The sequence below is a fragment of the Methylorubrum zatmanii genome, assembly GCF_014845115.1.
Taxonomy (GTDB): domain Bacteria; phylum Pseudomonadota; class Alphaproteobacteria; order Rhizobiales; family Beijerinckiaceae; genus Methylobacterium; species Methylobacterium zatmanii.
The window spans coordinates 1-15,917 of sequence record NZ_NKUI01000304.1; the positions used below are offsets into that span (position 1 = coordinate 1).

The 15,917-nt window shown below is 68.8% G+C and carries 16 protein-coding genes and 2 tRNA genes; 6 read left to right on the forward strand and 12 right to left on the reverse strand.

What is annotated here, in order from left to right; all coding sequences use genetic code 11:
* Positions 1-46: 46 nt before the first annotated feature.
* Positions 47-1,027 carry an FAD-dependent monooxygenase gene (locus tag MZTS_RS23960; RefSeq protein WP_192285780.1) on the reverse strand — a complete coding sequence of 327 codons (981 nt, stop codon included), beginning with the start codon at positions 1,025-1,027 and terminating at the stop codon, positions 47-49.
* 134 nt (positions 1,028-1,161) lie between these two features.
* Here MZTS_RS23960 and trmFO point away from each other — a divergent pair, with 134 nt between their 5' ends.
* On the forward strand, positions 1,162-2,589 hold the full coding sequence (trmFO, locus tag MZTS_RS23965; RefSeq protein WP_192285800.1) for a methylenetetrahydrofolate--tRNA-(uracil(54)-C(5))-methyltransferase (FADH(2)-oxidizing) TrmFO: 1,428 nt from the start codon (positions 1,162-1,164) through the stop codon (positions 2,587-2,589).
* Positions 2,590-2,672: 83 nt separating this feature from the next.
* Here the strand turns inward: trmFO and wecB are convergent, their stop codons facing one another.
* Genes wecB through MZTS_RS23980 form a run of 3 tightly spaced genes read right to left on the reverse strand, consistent with a single transcriptional unit; the run spans position 2,673 to position 5,588 of the window.
* Complete coding sequence (gene wecB, locus MZTS_RS23970; RefSeq protein WP_009866689.1) at positions 2,673-3,809, reverse strand: non-hydrolyzing UDP-N-acetylglucosamine 2-epimerase; 1,137 nt, start codon at positions 3,807-3,809, stop codon at positions 2,673-2,675.
* A gap of 22 nt (positions 3,810-3,831) precedes the next feature.
* Positions 3,832-4,866: a polysaccharide biosynthesis protein gene (locus MZTS_RS23975; protein WP_192285782.1), complete on the reverse strand. Its 1,035-nt coding sequence runs from the start codon at positions 4,864-4,866 to the stop codon at positions 3,832-3,834.
* Entirely contained in the window at positions 4,866-5,588 is a 723-nt protein-coding gene (locus MZTS_RS23980) for a dTDP-4-dehydrorhamnose reductase family protein (protein WP_343068853.1), read from the reverse strand. The genes MZTS_RS23975 and MZTS_RS23980 overlap by 1 nt, the downstream gene beginning before the upstream one ends.
* 47 nt (positions 5,589-5,635) lie before the next feature.
* On the opposite strand from MZTS_RS23980, the gene MZTS_RS23985 reads away from it, so the two are divergent.
* Positions 5,636-6,109, forward strand: a complete 474-nt coding sequence (locus tag MZTS_RS23985) for a hypothetical protein (protein ID WP_009865368.1) — start codon at positions 5,636-5,638, stop codon at positions 6,107-6,109.
* 204 nt (positions 6,110-6,313) lie between these two features.
* On the opposite strand, the gene MZTS_RS23990 is transcribed toward MZTS_RS23985, so the two are convergent.
* Together MZTS_RS23990 and MZTS_RS23995 are read right to left on the reverse strand one after the other, a co-directional pair.
* Positions 6,314-6,390: transfer RNA gene (locus MZTS_RS23990), tRNA-Arg, on the reverse strand.
* 44 nt (positions 6,391-6,434) lie between these two features.
* A tRNA-Pro gene (locus MZTS_RS23995) sits at positions 6,435-6,511 on the reverse strand.
* A gap of 544 nt (positions 6,512-7,055) precedes the next feature.
* Between MZTS_RS23995 and MZTS_RS24000 the strand changes: the two genes are divergently transcribed.
* Entirely contained in the window at positions 7,056-8,003 is a 948-nt protein-coding gene (locus MZTS_RS24000) for a LysR family transcriptional regulator (RefSeq protein ID WP_246482259.1), read from the forward strand.
* Positions 8,004-8,300: 297 nt separating this feature from the next.
* On the opposite strand, the gene MZTS_RS24005 is transcribed toward MZTS_RS24000, so the two are convergent.
* From MZTS_RS24005 to fdxA, 3 genes are all read right to left on the reverse strand, one after another.
* Positions 8,301-9,173, reverse strand: coding sequence for an RNA polymerase factor sigma-32 (locus tag MZTS_RS24005; protein WP_192285786.1), 873 nt, complete (start codon positions 9,171-9,173; stop codon positions 8,301-8,303).
* A gap of 279 nt (positions 9,174-9,452) precedes the next feature.
* Positions 9,453-10,046 (reverse strand): CarD family transcriptional regulator, encoded by a 594-nt coding sequence (locus MZTS_RS24010; RefSeq protein ID WP_192285788.1) that lies wholly within the window; start codon positions 10,044-10,046, stop codon positions 9,453-9,455.
* Positions 10,047-10,566: 520 nt separating this feature from the next.
* A complete protein-coding gene (gene fdxA / locus MZTS_RS24015) occupies positions 10,567-10,905 on the reverse strand; it encodes a ferredoxin FdxA (RefSeq protein WP_192285790.1) in 339 nt (112 codons plus the stop codon).
* Positions 10,906-11,450: 545 nt separating this feature from the next.
* Here fdxA and MZTS_RS24020 point away from each other — a divergent pair.
* From MZTS_RS24020 to greA, 3 genes are all read left to right on the forward strand, one after another.
* Complete coding sequence (locus tag MZTS_RS24020; RefSeq protein WP_192285792.1) at positions 11,451-12,035, forward strand: hypothetical protein; 585 nt, start codon at positions 11,451-11,453, stop codon at positions 12,033-12,035.
* 87 nt (positions 12,036-12,122) lie between these two features.
* Positions 12,123-13,109 (forward strand): acrylyl-CoA reductase (NADPH), encoded by a 987-nt coding sequence (gene acuI / locus MZTS_RS24025; RefSeq protein WP_192285794.1) that lies wholly within the window; start codon positions 12,123-12,125, stop codon positions 13,107-13,109.
* Positions 13,110-13,154: 45 nt separating this feature from the next.
* A complete protein-coding gene (gene greA, locus MZTS_RS24030; RefSeq protein ID WP_192285796.1) occupies positions 13,155-13,616 on the forward strand; it encodes a transcription elongation factor GreA in 462 nt (153 codons plus the stop codon).
* 68 nt (positions 13,617-13,684) lie between these two features.
* On the opposite strand, the gene MZTS_RS24035 is transcribed toward greA, so the two are convergent.
* The 3 genes from MZTS_RS24035 to MZTS_RS24045 all read right to left on the reverse strand — a co-directional run.
* The gene (locus MZTS_RS24035) at positions 13,685-14,629 is read right to left on the reverse strand and encodes a ribose-phosphate pyrophosphokinase (RefSeq protein ID WP_192285798.1); all 945 of its coding nucleotides are present in this window, start codon (positions 14,627-14,629) and stop codon (positions 13,685-13,687) included.
* Between the two features lie 154 nt (positions 14,630-14,783).
* Entirely contained in the window at positions 14,784-15,011 is a 228-nt protein-coding gene (locus tag MZTS_RS25560) for a DUF4170 domain-containing protein (RefSeq protein ID WP_009863432.1), read from the reverse strand.
* 118 nt (positions 15,012-15,129) lie between these two features.
* Positions 15,130-15,917, reverse strand: a 788-nt coding sequence (locus MZTS_RS24045) for an exodeoxyribonuclease VII large subunit (protein WP_281397093.1), incomplete at its 5' end; no start/stop codon positions are given.

Sequence of the window (15,917 nt, forward strand, 5' to 3'; positions counted from 1 at the left end):
CTTTGATACTCATCACATCTGATAACGCCAATATATCACACCCGCCTCATTCGTCAGCAGCGTAAGATTTGTATAAGATCCAATCCCCACCCCCGGCGAGCCGGTCGGCCAGCACCAGCGCATCCTCCAGGGCGAGGGCGGCCCCCTGCGCCCAGACCGGCGCGGTGGCATGCGCCGCGTCGCCCGCGAGCAGGACGCGACCCCGGTGCCAGTGGGGGATGCGCACCTCCTCCAGGGGCGAGTGATGGATCGTGTCCGGCCGCGCCAGGGCCGCGTCGAGGGCATCGCGGACGGGGCGGGGATAGCGGGCGAACACGCTCCGCAGCAGGGCCGGATCGGGACGCGCCGTCGCGATCCCGCCGGCCGACATCCAGGCATAGGCGTCGCCGCGATCAACGGGGATGAGCAGGAACAGGCTCCCGGCGCCGGCCCAGAGCGTCCAGGCCTCCACCCCCGGATTCGGCACCATGAAGCGCCAGCTGGCGGGAGCCAGCATCGCCGCGCCGAGCGCACGCTCGCCGAACAGGCCGCGCCGGATCGTCGAATGCACCCCGTCCGCGCCGACGAGCAGCCCGCCGGCCTCGACGCCGCCATCCGTGAGGGTGACGGCGACGCCTCCGTCCTTCTGGTGAAACGCGGCGATTCCGCGATCCCGCCGGAGGTCGTCCGGAGGCAGGCCGAGCGCCAGGAGGCGCATCAGGTCGGCCCGGCGCAGGCAGCGCGGAACCCTGTCCGCGCCCCAGAACGCGTCCTCGTCGACCGCGAACAGCAGGCGCCCGGTCTCGGTGCGGTATTCGCGGCGGCGGATGGGAGACCCGAGGGCGCCCAGCTCCTGCGCCAGGCCGAGCTGTGCCAGCGCCTGGACCGCGTTGCCCGGCAGGTTGATGGCGAGGCCCGCATCCGCCGGTTCCGCGCGCCGCTCCCAGGTGAGCGACGGGATGCCGCGCCGCTGCAGCGCCCGCCGCAGGGCGAGGCCGGCAATGCCGCCCCCGGCGATGAGGACCCGCTCGGTCTGTTCCCGCTCCATCGGTGCCCCCCTCGCCGCTCGGCGGCGCGTTAGCCGTCATGACGACCCGCCGCTCCGGTCCCCGCGACGGCTCCGGGCATGACGATGCGGGCCGCCGCATTGATCGCGGGCCTGCCTGGTTCTATCCCGTCGCGATGACGAACCCGATCCATATTGTCGGCGGCGGCCTCGCCGGCTCCGAGGCGGCTTGGCAGATCGCGCAGGGCGGCCGCAAGGTCGTGCTCCACGAGATGCGCCCCGTGCGCGGCACCGACGCCCACCAGAGCGACGGCCTCGCCGAGCTGGTCTGCTCGAATTCCTTCCGCTCGGACGATGCCAACGGCAACGCCGTCGGCCTGCTGCATCAGGAGATGCGGACCTTGGGTTCGCTGATCATGCGCGCGGCCGATGCCCACCAAGTGCCCGCGGGCGGCGCGCTCGCCGTCGACCGCGAGGGCTTCTCGCGCGCCGTCACGACGGCGCTGGAGGAGCATCCGAACATCACGATCCTCCGCGAGGAGGTCGCCGGATTGCCGCCGGAGGAGTGGGGCTCGACCATCCTCGCCACCGGTCCCCTCACCTCCCCGGCCCTGGCCGAGGCGGTGGGGGCGCTGACCGGCAAGGAATCCCTCGCCTTCTTCGACGCCATCGCCCCGATCGTCCACCGTGAGTCGATCGACATGGGCAAGGCGTGGTTCCAGTCGCGCTACGACAAGGCCGGGCCCGGCGGCACCGGGGCGGACTATCTCAACTGCCCGATGGACCGGGAGCAGTACGAGGCCTTCGTCGCCGCGCTGATCGCGGGCGAGAAGACCAGCTTCAAGGAATGGGAGGCCTCGACCCCCTATTTCGACGGCTGCCTGCCGATCGAGGTGATGGCCGAGCGCGGCCCCGAGACCCTGCGCCACGGGCCGATGAAGCCGGTCGGGCTCACCAACCCGCACAACCCGACGGTGAAGGCCTACGCCATCGTCCAGCTGCGCCAGGACAACGCGCTGGGCACCCTGTTCAACATGGTGGGCTTCCAGACCAAGCTGCGCCACGCCGAGCAGGTCCGCGTCTTCCGCACCATCCCGGGGCTGGAGAAGGCCGAGTTCGCCCGGCTCGGCGGCCTGCACCGCAACACCTATCTCGACAGCCCGCGCCTGCTCGACGCGACCCTGCGGCTGAAGGCGCGGCCCTCCCTTCGCTTCGCCGGGCAGATCACCGGCTGCGAGGGCTATGTCGAGAGCGCCGCCGTCGGGCTGATGGCCGGCCGCTACGCCCTGGCCGAGGCGGAGGGCCGGAGCCTCGGCCCCCTGCCCCCGACCACGGCTTTGGGCGCGCTGATCGGCCACATCACCGGCGGCCATGTCGAGGTGGCCGAGGAGGCGGAGCGCAACGCCCCCCGCTCGTTCCAGCCGATGAACGTGAATTTCGGGCTGTTCCCGCCGCTGGAGCGGATGCCGCGCAACGAGACCGGCAAGCGCCTGCGGGGGCCCGAGAAGGCCGCCCTCAAGAAGCGGGCGCTGACCGACCGGGCCCGCGCGGATCTCGCCGCCTGGATGGCCGGCGAGGGATGGGCGCAGACGGCGGCGGAGTAGGTCACGGCGGCGCCGCTCAGGGCTCCGCTCCGAGAACCCGCCAAAGGGCCCCGAGGCCCTTTGGGATCCCGGATCTCGGAGGCTCAGAACGGGCCCGGCTTCGACCACACCGTGTGGTTGACCTGATCGATATAGGACAGGACGATCCGCACGACCTTGGTCGAGACCGCGCCGCCCTGGTAATCCGGCACGGCGCCGGCGAAGCGGCGGCCTTCACCGTAGCCGTCGCGCACGGCCTTCACCGCCTCGACCAGATCGACCTTGCCGAGCGGCGCCACGATCAGCGTGCCGGCATCCATGCCCTCGGGCCGCTCATGCGCGTCGCGGAAGGTGACCGCCGGCAGGTCGAGCAGCGCGGATTCCTCGGCGATGGTGCCGCTGTCGGACAGGACGCAATGGGCGCTCGTCTGCAGCTTCACATAGTCGATGAAGCCGAAGGGCGGCAGGAAGCGCACGCTGTCCGGCAGGGCGATGTCGCCCACCGCCTCGAGCCGGGCGCGGGTGCGCGGATGGGTCGAGACGACGATGGGCAGGCCGAAGGCCGCGTGCAGGCGGCCCAGCTCCTGGAGGAAAACCCGCAGCCGGGCCGGCGAATCGACGTTCTCCTCGCGATGCGCCGAGACGATGAAGAACCGGTCGGGTTCGAGGCCGAGCCGGGCCAGCACGTCGGAGGCCTCGATCTTCGGGCGGAACTCGGCCAGCACCTCTTCCATATGCGAGCCGACCTTGAAGATCCGCTGCCCCGGCAGGCCCTCGTCCAGCAGGTAGCGGCGGGCATGCTCGGTGAGGACGAGGTTCACGTCGCTCAGGTGATCGATGATCTTGCGGTTGATCTCCTCCGGCACCCGCTGGTCGAAGCAGCGATTGCCCGCCTCCATGTGGAAGACCGGGATCTTGCGGCGCTTGGCCGGGATCACGGCGAGGCCCGAATTGGTGTCGCCGTAGATCATCACCGCGTCGGGCTGCTCCTGGGCGAGCACCTCGTCGGCCCGCTCGATCACCCGGGCGATCGTCGCGGCGGCGTTGGGGCCGGCCGCGTCGAGGAAGTGGTCGGGTTTGCGGATGCCGAGATCGTCGAAGAAGATCTGGTTGAGTTCGTAATCGTAGTTCTGGCCGGTATGGACCAGAACATGGTTCGTCAGCCGATCCAGCTTGCGGATCACCAGCGACATCTTGACGAGTTCGGGCCGCGTCCCGACCAGGGTGAGGATCTTGCGCAAGGGGCTTGTCCCGGGTCGAGATTTACGAGGCGGCCTTGGCCCGCGGGGCGGGCTTCAGGGCCTGCTGGATGTAGTCGAGCTTCAGCAACAGCTCGATGACCTGCTGCCGGTTCAGCCGCTGCGTGTTGTGCGAGGTGTAATCGTCGGCGGCCGAGATCGCCGTCTCGCCGGAGGTGAAGAACTTCGAGTAGTTCAGGTCACGGTCGTCGGCGGGGATGCGGTAGAACCCGTCCATGTCCTCGGCGCGGGCCATCTCCTCCCGCGAGACCAGGGATTCGTAGAGCTTCTCGCCGTGGCGCGTGCCGATGATCCGGACCTCGTTCCGGGCCTCGAAGATCGTCCGCAGGGCCTCGGCCAGATCCTCCACCGTGCAGGCGGGGGCCTTCTGCACGAAGATGTCGCCCTGGCGCCCGTTCTGGTAGGCGAACAGCACGAGATCGACCGAATCCTCCAGCGACATCAGGAAGCGCGTCATCGCCGGGTCGGTGATGGTGATGTCCCGCCCCTCCTTGATCTGGTTGACGAAGAGCGGGATCACCGAGCCGCGCGAGGCCATGACGTTGCCGTAGCGCGTGGCGCACAGGATCGTGTCGTCCTTGGCGAGCATGCGCGACTTGGCGATCGTCAGCTTCTCCATCATCGCCTTGGACAGGCCCATGGCGTTGATCGGGTAGACCGCCTTGTCGGTCGAGAGCACGACCATCCGCTCGACGCCGTTGTCGACGGCGGCGTTCAGCACGTTCTCGGCGCCGAGGATGTTCGTGCGCACCGCTTCCATCGGGTAGAACTCGCAGGACGGCACCTGCTTCAGCGCCGCCGCGTGGAAGATGTAGTCCACGCCCTTCACCGCCTGCGCGATCGAGTTGTACTCGCGCACGTCGCCGATGAAGAAGCGGATCCGCGGATCGCGCAGCAGGAGCCGCATGTCCTCCTGCTTCTTCTCGTCCCGGCTGAAGACGCGGATCTGGCCGATATCGGTGGCCAGGAAGCGCTGGATGACGGCGTTGCCGAACGAGCCGGTGCCGCCGGTGATGAGAAGGGTCTTGCCGGAGAACATCAGCGGGCCTGTGAGAAGAATTCGTCGTCGAAGCGACGCATGTTGCGGATCAGGTCTGGCCAAGCGGGCGGCGCGTAGCCGGCGGCCGCCCGGAACCGGTCCGAGTTGAGGGAGCGATCGATGGCCACGGCGTCGTCGGGCTCGATCTCGGTCGCGACGCCGTAGATCTCCTTGACGATCCCGAGCAGGTCGAACTTGCTGATCGGATCGACGCTGACGTGATAGACGCCGCGCAGGTCGGGGTTCGGCAGCACGTGCTCGGCGATGACCCGCGCCAGCTCGTCCGTGGTCAGGCCGGAGAAGATCGCCTTGCGGTAGCCGCGCACGCGGCCGCTCTGCGACAGGAACCACTCGACCAGGCCGTTGCGGCTGCCGACCTCGCGGCCGATGATCGAGGTGCGCAGCGTCACGGCGTTCGGGTAATCGACCTCGCCGAGGAGCTTCGAGCGGCCGTAGAGATCCTCCGCATCCGAAGCGTCGCTCTCGCGGTAATCGCCCTTGCGGCCGGTGAAGACGCAATCGGTGCTGATATGGACCAGGCGCGCGCCGACGAGATCGGCGAGCCGCGCCAAGCGATGCGGCAGGATGGCATTGATCGGGATCGCGACGAGCGGATCCTCCGCCGAGGCGAGCTGCTTGACGATGCCGACGCAGTTCAGAACCACGTCGGGCCGCACTATGCAAACAAGCGGTCGAAGAAGGCGAACGCACCCAAGCGCCACGCCCTCTACGATCCCCAGGGCCTCATCGCAGGGACGGAGGACGACGAATGACGGAGTTCGATCCCGCCAAGCTCGTCGCGGCCCTGCGCAAGGCCATGGAAAAGGTTGAGGCTCTCACGAAGAAGGTCGAGTTCCTGGAGGAGCAGAACGGCAAGCGCGCCCGGATGGAGGACGAACTCGGCCGCCATCTGACGAGCTTGCGCACGCAGATGCAGGAACGAGCCGGGAGCTTCGAGGCAGTGATCTGCGCGGGTTTGCAGGACCTGATGGACATGCACGTCGTCGATGCCAGCCGGCTCCGCGATAGGCTTCAAGGGCAGGAAGAAAACCTGCTCCGGCTCCAAGCCTTCGTGATCGGCCATGAGGTCACCCTCATCGGCCTCACCGGGCAAGAAACGGAGCTGCCGCCTTTGAACGGTGACGCACAGGAGGTCACGGCCGGTGCTGACAGCGCGGCCATGAAGCTCAGGTCGTCCGGCGATCTGGAGATTGAGGAGCCAGCGCAGCCCAGGGCGGCGTGATCAGAGGGAACCAACGATGAGCGACCAGCTTGGAGGATGCCTTCGAGACGGTCGCTCTGCTGGGCTCGATCAGCGTCTTCGATTCGCTGAGACGCTCAGCGAGCGAGCGGTGCTCTCACCGACGAATGAGGGTCCACAAGCAGGGTACTAACCCCGACCCTGGTAGGGTCCTATCCCGCCGAAAAGGCGAGGAAAAAGAAGGAATGGCGCGCCCGAAAGGATTCGAACCTCTGACCCCCAGATTCGTAGTCTGGTGCTCTATCCAGCTGAGCTACGGGCGCCCTTTATTGTGCTCGACGCCTTGAAAGGCGTTTCTCTTCTTGCTTGGTCGGAGTGGCAGGATTTGAACCTGCGACCCCCACGTCCCGAACGTGGTGCGCTACCAGACTGCGCTACACTCCGATGCCGCCCCGCCGTGGGGCGACGAGCAGGCTTATAGCCGGCACTTTTCTTGGCCGCAAGCGGGTCTTTGCGCTTCCTGGCGCTTCTTTCGAAAAAAGGTGGCTTCGGGCCTCTCCGGAGGAGAGAAGAATCGGCTCAAGATATTGATATAAAAGATATTTTAAAAATCCTGGCCCGCTCGCAAGCTCCGAAAGCGGGGAGCTGCCAGCCTACGCCGCCATTGAGATGGTCCCTTTGCCGATCCAGCCGCTTCGGGCTGGCCGGAGCGTGGCCGTGCTGGGACCCGGTCCGCGATCGCGACCCCTTGGGTCCGAACCGGGAGCCCAGCGGCCCCCAAGGGATGCAGCCCCCGATTGCGGCACCATTGTTCCAGAGAGCGAAACAATTTTTCCGTTCCGGCTTCGGCAGGCGCGCTCTGGTCACGCGCAGATGTGGTAGACGGCTAGGAGGATTGCGTATGGCTTCCGATCGCTGGCCAAGCGCACGGTCACGTCATGATTGGGTGGACAGCGCAACGATGCCGCATCCTCAACTTTTGCGCGATATGGCTCTCTTCGTCGAAGTCGCGCGACGAAAGAGCTTCAGCCAAGCGGCGGCGGCCCTCGGCATGCCGATCTCTTCGCTGTCACGCCGCATTACCATGTTCGAGGCGTCTGTCGGTCTCCGCCTCCTCGACCGCACCACCCGCAAGCTGGCGCTGACCTCCTCCTATGGCGAGGCCTATCTCGCCCAGGTCTCACGCCTCGTCGATGAGGCCCAGCGCACCTTCGACGACATGATGGCGGTGGCCAAGGGCCCGAGCGGCTTCCTCAAGATCGCCGCGCCGCCGGATTTCTGGGTGCTGCGGCACCTCTCGGGGGTGATCACCGAGTTCTCGGCCCTCCACGAGCACATCCACGTCCATGTCGATCTGAAACCCGCCCCCGTCGATCTGGTGGGCGACAATTACGACCTCGCCGTCGCGATCGAGGAGCCGCGCGAGACTTCGCTGATCGTGCGCAAGGTGGCCGAGGTCGAGAACGGCATCTTCGGAGCGCCGAGCTACCTCGCCGAGCGCGGCGCGCCGATGACGCCCCTCGATCTCGAACGGCATCAGGTCATCGTGCCGACGCAGGGAACCTCCGCCACGTGGTCGCTCGTGCGGGGGGAGGAGACGGTCGCCATCACCGTGGGCGGTCCCCTCTCCTGCAATTCCTTGAGCCTCGCGCGCCGCTTCGCCGTGGCTGGGCAGGGACTGACCCGCGCCAACATCATCAATGTCGATAACGACGTGTCCACCGGGCGCCTCGCACGCGTCCTGCCGGATTGGACCTTGCCGGCGACGCCGGTCTATTTCGTCACGACCTCGCGGCTCCTGCCGGCCAAGGCGCGCAGCTTCATCGATTTCGCCACGAAGCGGCTGGCGACCGTGCTCGCCACCGCTTCCGGCGAGTCGCGCCGCGCCGGCGCACGCCCGTCACGCCTCGCCGAGCGGGCTGCCCTCTCCTTCTGAGAGGGCCTCACAAAACTCCCGGTTCCGCATCGTCTCCTCTCTGGGGGCAACGGAGGTCGAGCGCTGGCCGGCCGACGCGCAACGCCAAAACCCATCCGCCACCCAGCGGAATGCTCCGGGGTGGCGGATGAGGCGTCGTCGGGACGTTGCGGTTTCCTGAGCCGGGATCCCCGCAAGGCGGGGAGCCGGTCTCATCCCAAATCCGGTTGCTCCGTTCGGGAGGGCGGATCGGGGCTTCGCTCGAACGCCGCGCGGGCTGGCTGAGACGGACCCCGCTCCGATCAAGCGGGTCCCGTATCAGGCGTAGACGCTGCTCGGCGCCTGCGGGAATTTTTCCGCGAGGGCCCGGCGCAGCTTCTCCAGGGCACGGTTCTCGATCTGGCGCACGCGCTCCTTGGAGATGCCGAGCCGATGGCCGAGAGCCTCCAGGGTTGCCTGATCCTCCGCGAGGCGACGTTCCCGCAGGATGCGCAACTCACGCTCCGAGAGCACCGTCAGTGCCTGCCGCAGCCAGACTTGGCGGCGCTCACCATCGACCAGGGCCGAGACCGTTTCGTCGGGAAGCGCGGCACCGTCGACGAGAAAGTCCATCCGCTCGGAGGAAGCTTCGCTCTCTTCCCCCACAGGGGCGTTCAGCGACATGTCGGGGCCGGACAGGCGCGCATCCATCAGCGCCACGTCCTCGCGGGACACGCCGATGGCGGTGGCGATCCGCCCGTGAATTTCGGAGCCCACCTGTTCCTCGGTCGACTGCATCAGACGGGCGCGCAGGCGGCGCAGGTTGAAGAACAGGGCCTTCTGCGCCGAACTGGTTCCGCCGCGCACGATCGACCAGTTACGCAGGATGTAATCCTGGATCGAGGCGCGGATCCACCATGTGGCATAGGTCGAGAAGCGGACTTCGCGCTCCGGCTCGAAGCGGGCCGCAGCCTCCATCAGGCCGACATGGCCTTCCTGAACCAGGTCGGCCATCGGCAGGCCGTAATGGCGGAAGCGGCCGGCGAGCGCGATCACGAGGCGCATATGCGCGGAGATCAGCCGGTGGAGCGCCCGCTCATCGCGCTCCTCTTTCCAGGCCACGGCCAGCCCCCGTTCCTCATCCCTCGCAAGGAATGGCGCCTCCATCGCTGTCCGAATGAACTGACGCCGCATCCCCGCGATCTCTGCCATCCCCGCCTCTCTCGTTCGAGCGTTCTTGGTTCGAGCGTTCTCGGATCGGACCGCATGGTCTCTGGTTCGGCGCAGCCGCCGAGCCGGACCATGGAGTCGGGCCATCCGTGGCAGAGGCACAACACATCCGTGCGACGCTTGTTCCCTCCGGGCGCGTGGCGTTGGGCGCGCAATTATCAAGAGGCCGTGCGGAGCGCATGAAAAAGGGCCCGGCGATGCCGGGCCCTTTTGGCGATCAGAGTGTGGCTGCGACGGGGGGAGAGCCCGGCGGCGGGCGCCTCAGGCCGCTTCCTCCTGCACGTCGTCGTCGCCGTCGGCCTCGGCTTCCGTCTCTGCATCGGCCTTGGCCCGGCGCGGCGACTTGGCGAGGCTCTGCTCGATCAGCTTGAGCGCCTCGGTCTCGGTGATCTTGTTGACCGAGGAGATCTCGCGCACCACGCGGTCAAGAGCAGCCTCGTAGAGCTGGCGCTCGCTGTAGGACTGCTCGGGCTGGGCCTCGGAGCGGTAGAGGTCGCGCACCACCTCGGTGACCGAGATCAGGTCGCCGGAATTGATCTTGGCCTCGTATTCCTGGGCGCGACGCGACCACATCGTCCGCTTGATGCGGGCGCGGCCGGTCAGCACGTCGAGCGCTTTCTTGACCAGTTCGGGCTCGGCGAGCTTGCGCATGCCGACGCTGTTGGCCTTCGCGGTCGGGACGCGCAGGACCATCTTGTCCTTTTCGAACGAGACGACGAACAGTTCGAGCTTGTAGCCCGCGATCTCTTGTTCCTCGATCGCGGTGATCCGCCCGACGCCGTGCGCCGGATACACGACCGCCTCGCCGGTCTTGAAGCCTTGACGGCCTGCCGTCGTCTTCTTGGCTGTGGTCATGCGGAATGAGCCTCCACTGTCATCCACACGGGGCGTCGCTCACGCCCGCGCGCTCGTCACTTCCGGGGTGGGACACCCGGCCCATGCCCTCGTCCGGAGGCGCGCTGCCGCGGCGCCGGCCGGTTCCCAGGCTTCGCGTTGCTCCCACCACACGAAAGAACGCACCGGGAGCGGAATGCTTCCGGCGGTCGATCGCAGCCAACCTCTATTCCAGGGTGATGGAACCCGCTTCTTGAGCGAGAGGAGGGAGCGCATCGGGCGTGAGCGACGGCGAGCCCTCATGTAACACGAATGGGCCGGCGAATCAAAGGATTGCCGGCGCGCGAACGCGTCCTCACTGAGGAGGATCGAAGGTTTTATACGACGCGAAAAGGGAGTCGTCCGGCCAGCGCGCGGCTCTTTCGAGGGAGGCCGCAGCGCTTTCGGGGGAGAGGCCCTTTCCTCGCCGGCCCGTGGGCCTGCGACGCAAAGTCTCCCCGTCCCATCAAATGCCCGGCAGGGCGGGCCGGCGCGGACGGTCTCAGTCGCCGGAGCCGGGATTGGGCGAGAAATGCGCCTCCAGCTTACCGCTCACCCCGTCCCACTCCTTGGCGTCGGCGGGGGCATCCTTCTTCTGCGTGATGTTGGGCCAGGTCTTGGCGTAGTCGGCGTTGAGCTTCAGCCAGCTCTCGAGGTTGCCCTCGGTGTCGGGCTTGATCGCCTCGGCCGGGCATTCCGGCTCGCAGACGCCGCAATCGATGCACTCGTCGGGATGGATGACGAGCATGTTCTCGCCCTCGTAGAAGCAATCCACGGGGCACACCTCGACGCAGTCCATGTACTTGCACTTGATGCAGTTGTCGGTGACGACGTAGGTCATGGGCCGTTCGGTCCTTAGATCCGCTTCCTGTCGCGGGGTCGGGCGCCTCTCACCGGCCCGCCACCCGCTTTGGAGTGCCTCACGAAGCTCCCGGGTCCGGAAGCCCTCCCCCTGGCCGGACGGCACAGCGGGCGTTTCGTGAGAGGCACAGACGCGCGGATGCGATTCCCTCGCGCGACGGTTTTGAAAAGAGCCGGGCACCGCCGCCGCCCGATTTGGAAGCGCTCTAGCCCTTGGCCGGGGGGCTGACAAGCGGCCCGTCCGACCTGCCCTCCCCTGCCGGCCCCGGAGAGTCTTTCCGGCAACGCGCCCGCAAGGCACCCGGCTGCCCGCGGCCCCATGTCCCGCATCGGAGCGGCAAGTCGAGTGAGCGATTTCAGATCTGCGTAGTCTTAGCCGTTGGTTAATTTTACTGTCTTCGACAATCGCCCTTGTCGCGGCGGCAACCTTGGCGGCTATCTGCACGTCGAAAGAGCGCGCCGCCGAACGTCTCGACCGGAATGCGGCGTCTTCAACATCGTCGCCGCCGTGTTCCCGAGGTTTCTATGGCCCCCCCTGGCTTCCGTCCGCGTCTCCTGCTCCTGTCGCTCGCCGCCGCCGCCTCGGCGGTCGCCGTCGCGCCTGCCCAGGCCGGGGGCGGCTGCGTCAGCGCCGAATGTTACCGCCGCGTCACCACGCCGCCGGTCTACGATACGGTGCCGGAGCGGGTGCTGGTGCAGCCGCCGCGCACGGTCTACCGCACCACGCCGCCGGTCTACGACACGGTGTCGGAGCGCATCCTGGTCGAGCCGGGCGCGCGGCGCTGGGTCACGCGCTACGACGCCTACGGACAGCTCGTCGGTTGCTGGGTGACCACGCCGCCGCGCTACGCCGTGCAGACCCGGCGCGTGCTGGTGCGCCCGCCGGAGACGATCCCGGAGACGCTGCCGCCGGTCTACGCCACCAGCTACCGCCGGGTGCTGGTGCAGCCCGCCCGTGCCGCCTGGGTGCCGGCCGCCGCGCCGGGCGTCGGACCCGGCCCGCTCGGAATCGGGTCGATCCCGGACGCGATCGGCATCGCCGGCGCCTCCTCGGCCGATGTGGCGGTGGGTCTCGGCTTCTCGCGGGGCAGCATCTACGACGGCTACTGACCCGCCCGCCGCGTCCGCGGCGGCCTTGATTCGAGGGGGCGCCGCCGTAGCTCCCCCCTCTCGACCCGAGACCGGGAGGAGCGGAGCATGGCGGCGTTCAAGGCTTGGGTGATCGACAAGGGCGAGGCGGGCCAGACGCTGGCGCTGCGCGACGTCGACGAGGCCGACCTGATGGAGGGCGACGTGACCGTCCGGGTCAGCCATTCGGGCCTGAACTACAAGGACGGGCTCGCCATGACCGGCCGGATGCCGGTGGTGCGCCGCTTTCCCATGATTCCCGGCATCGATTTCACCGGCACCGTCGAGACCTCCTCCCATCCCGATTACCGGCCGGGCGACGCCGTTGTGCTGACGGGTTGGGGTGTCGGAGAAACCCATCTCGGCGGTCTTGCCGAGCGGGCCCGGGTGCGCGGCGACTGGCTGGTGCCCCTGCCCGAGGGCCTGAGCCCGGCCGAGGCCATGGCCATCGGCACGGCGGGCTACACGGCGATGCTCGCCCTGCTCGCCCTCGAACGGCACGGGCTGACCCCGGAGGCCGGGCCCGTCCTGGTGACGGGCGCGTCCGGCGGCGTCGGCTCCGTGGCCGTGGCCCTGTCGAAGCATGCCGGCTGGCACGTGATCGCCGCCACCGGCCGGAGCGGCGAGGCCGATTACCTCAGGGAACTGGGGGCGGCGGAGATCCTGGAGCGCGAGGCCCTGGCCGGCGAGCCGCGCCCGCTCGGCAAGGAGCGCTGGGCTGCCGCCATCGATGCGGTGGGCGGCAAGGTTCTCGCCAATGTCCTGTCGATGACGCGATCGGGCGGGGCCGTCGCCGCCTGCGGCAATGCCGGGGGCATGGATCTGCCGAGTTCGGTCGCGCCCTTCATCCTGCGGGGCGTCGCGCTTCTCGGGATCAACAGCGTGACGACCCCGCAGGCGCCCCGCCGGGAGGCTTGGGCCCGGCTGGCCCGCGACCTCGACCGCTCGCTCCTGGCGCGGATGACCGAGACCGTTCCCCTGGCGGAAGCCGGTGGCCGCGCCGAACGGCTGTTGGCGGGACAGGTGCGGGGCCGGACCGTCGTCTCCATCGCCTGATCCGGAAGGCGGAACCCCGGCACGACCTTGGGCGTTGCGGCTCTCATGAGCAGAGCATTCGTCCGTGAGCCCGAAGGCGGAGAGGCCTTCGAGGACCTTCCCGATCGTCCGATCCCCTCCGATACGAACTTCGTGACCCCCGAGGGCCTCGCCCGGATCGAGGCCGAGGTGGCGCGGCTGGAGGCCGAGCTGTCCGGCCTCTCGCCCGAGGACAAGGCCGATCATGCCCGCGTCTCGCGCGACCTGCGCTACTGGAGCGCCCGGAAGAACTCGGCGCAGCTGGTGGAGGCATTCGACGACGATGTCGTGCGCTTCGGCGCCACCGTGACGGTTCTGCGCGAGGACGACACCCGGCAGATCTTCCGCATCGTCGGCGAGGACGAGGCCGATCCGGCTGCCGGGTCGATCTCCTACGTCGCGCCTTTGGCCCGAGCGTTGACCGGCAAGGGCGTCGGCGACACCGTGACGGTGAACGGGCACGACTTCGAGATCGCGGAGATCCGCTGAGAGAGGGCAGTTCGAAAGGACGTGTCCCTTCATGGGGCCGGGGCGGCGCCCCGGCACCCGGTCGCTTCTCAGGTGAACAGGCTCGACACGCTCGATTCCGTGGCCGTGCGCCCGATCGCCTCGCCGAGGAGCGGCGCGATCGAGATCACGCGGATGTTGCGGGCGAGCTTCACCGCCTGCGTCGGCAGGATCGAGTCGGTGATGACGAGTTCCTTCATCCGCGAGGCGGCGATGCGCGAGACCGCTCCGCCCGAGAGCACCCCGTGGGTGATGTAGGCCGAGACGTCCTTGGCGCCGGCATTGAGCAGGGCTTCCGCCGCGTTCACCAGGGTGCCGCCGGAGTCGACGATGTCGTCGACGAGGATGCAGGACTGGCCCGAGACATCGCCGATGATGTTCATCACCTCCGACTCGCCCGCCCGCTCGCGGCGCTTGTCGACGATGGCGAGCGAGGCGTCGATGCGTTTGGCGAGCGCCCGCGCGCGCACCACGCCGCCGACATCCGGCGAGACCACCATGCGCTCGCCGGGAGCCAGCCGCTCCTTGATGTCGCGCACCATCACGGGGGCGGCGAACAGGTTGTCGGTGGGGATGTCGAAGAAGCCCTGGATCTGGCCGGCATGGAGATCCAGCGTCAGCACGCGGTCGGCGCCGGCCTCGGTGATGAGGTTGGCCACGAGCTTGGCCGAGATCGGCGTGCGGCCCGAGGTGCGCCGGTCCTGCCGGGCATAGCCGAAATAGGGGATCACCGCCGTGATGCGCCGCGCCGAGGACCGACGCGCCGCGTCGATCATGATCAGCAGCTCCATCAGGTGGTCGTTGGCCGGGAACGAGGTCGACTGGACGATGAACACGTCCTCGCCGCGCACATTCTCCTGCAGCTCGACGAAAATCTCCATGTCGGCGAAGCGCCGGACCATGCAGCTCGCGAGCGGCAACTCGAGATAGGCGGCGATCGCCTCCGCAAGCGGGCGGCTCGCGTTGCCAGCGATGATCTTGATGGACGACGTCATGCCGGGTGACTCTCGGCTCTTTGTTCAGTCATTCGCGGGACGCGCGCGAAACAATACGTCCGAGACCGCACGAGCATCCGGCCGCGTGGCTCATACCAGCGGTGCCCGGCCGTCACAATGGCTTCATGGGAGGCCGTTTCGCCCCCGTTTCCGCTCACGGTTCGAGCAGACGGTGCAGGTGGACGATGAAGTAGCGGGTCTGCGCGCTGTCCACGGTGGCCTGGGCCTTGGAGCGCCACGCCGTCTGGGCCGAGGCGTAGTCGGGAAAGACGCCGACGATGTCGAGATCCTTCACGTCGCGGAATCGCACGCCGGAAACGTCTTCCAGCTCGCCGCCGAAGACGAGGTGGAGCTTTTGATCCGAGTCGATCGTCGTGGTCACGCGCCTCTCCTCCGGGCTGACAGGGCTTGGCGGCTGTAACGCAGAGCCGGCGGGCTCGGTCAAGCCGCCTTGCACGCAAGGCGGGGCCGACGCGGGGGCGGGAGCGGAGCGCCGACGATCAGAACAGCGATCCCTGCCGCGCCGCCGGCTCCGCTACGGCCTCCGCCTTCGCGGCCGACTCGGGAGCCGGCCGGCGCGGGGCGCGCTTCGGGCGCGGCGGGGGCGGGATCTCGGCCGGGCCTTCCTCGGGGCGCGCGAAGATCGCGCCGTCGGCGAACTGGAGCTGAAGCCGCGCGGTCCCGGCGGCGGCCTCGCGCGTGCGCACCGGCAGGCCGTCGGCGTCGCGCACCAGGGCATAGCCGCGGGCGAGCACCGCCTTGTAGCTCAGGGCTCCGAGCAGGCCGGCCAATCCGCCGAGGCGGTCGCGGCGGCGCTCGATGGCGCGGGCGATGGCGGTGCGCGGGCGGTGATCGATGGCGGCGAGCCGCGCCCGCGCCTCGGCGAGCGCGATGGCCGGCGAGCGCCGGGTCAGCCGGTCGGCGAGGCGGTTCAGGCGCTCGCGGGAATCGCGGGCATTGGCGGCGAGCGCCGGCCTCAGCCGGGCATCGGCGAGGTCGAGGCGCTGGCGCTTGGCGGCGAGGAAGGCGTCGGCACCGGGAATGGCCCGCACCAGGGCACGGAAATCCGCCCGCTCGCGCTCGATCCGCCGCAGCATCGTCCCGGCCTGCCGGGCGCCGAGGTCGTGAACCTGGGCGCTCAGCTCGGCCCGCACCGGCACCGCCATCTCGGCGGCGCCCGTGGGGGTCGGGGCGCGCCGGTCGGAGGCGAAGTCGATCAGGGTCGTGTCGGTCTCATGGCCGACGGCGGAGATCAGCGGGATCGCCGAGGCGGCGGCGGCGCGCACCA

Bases quoted from the DNA above. Each gene is read 5' to 3' on its own strand.
- MZTS_RS24000 (WP_246482259.1), top strand. From the start codon at position 7,056: ATGGCTCTCTTCGTCGAAGTCGCGCGACGAAAGAGCTTCAGCCAAGCG.
- trmFO (WP_192285800.1), top strand. From the start codon at position 1,162: ATGACGAACCCGATCCATATTGTCGGCGGCGGCCTCGCCGGCTCCGAG.
- MZTS_RS23985 (WP_009865368.1), top strand. From the start codon at position 5,636: ATGACGGAGTTCGATCCCGCCAAGCTCGTCGCGGCCCTGCGCAAGGCC.
- MZTS_RS24010 (WP_192285788.1), bottom strand. From the start codon at position 10,046: ATGACCACAGCCAAGAAGACGACGGCAGGCCGTCAAGGCTTCAAGACC.
- greA (WP_192285796.1), top strand. From the start codon at position 13,155: ATGAGCAGAGCATTCGTCCGTGAGCCCGAAGGCGGAGAGGCCTTCGAG.
- MZTS_RS24020 (WP_192285792.1), top strand. From the start codon at position 11,451: ATGGCCCCCCCTGGCTTCCGTCCGCGTCTCCTGCTCCTGTCGCTCGCC.
- MZTS_RS23960 (WP_192285780.1), bottom strand. From the start codon at position 1,027: ATGGAGCGGGAACAGACCGAGCGGGTCCTCATCGCCGGGGGCGGCATT.
- MZTS_RS24005 (WP_192285786.1), bottom strand. From the start codon at position 9,173: ATGGCAGAGATCGCGGGGATGCGGCGTCAGTTCATTCGGACAGCGATG.
- MZTS_RS23975 (WP_192285782.1), bottom strand. From the start codon at position 4,866: ATGTTCTCCGGCAAGACCCTTCTCATCACCGGCGGCACCGGCTCGTTC.
- MZTS_RS24035 (WP_192285798.1), bottom strand. From the start codon at position 14,629: ATGACGTCGTCCATCAAGATCATCGCTGGCAACGCGAGCCGCCCGCTT.
- fdxA (WP_192285790.1), bottom strand. From the start codon at position 10,905: ATGACCTACGTCGTCACCGACAACTGCATCAAGTGCAAGTACATGGAC.
- acuI (WP_192285794.1), top strand. From the start codon at position 12,123: ATGGCGGCGTTCAAGGCTTGGGTGATCGACAAGGGCGAGGCGGGCCAG.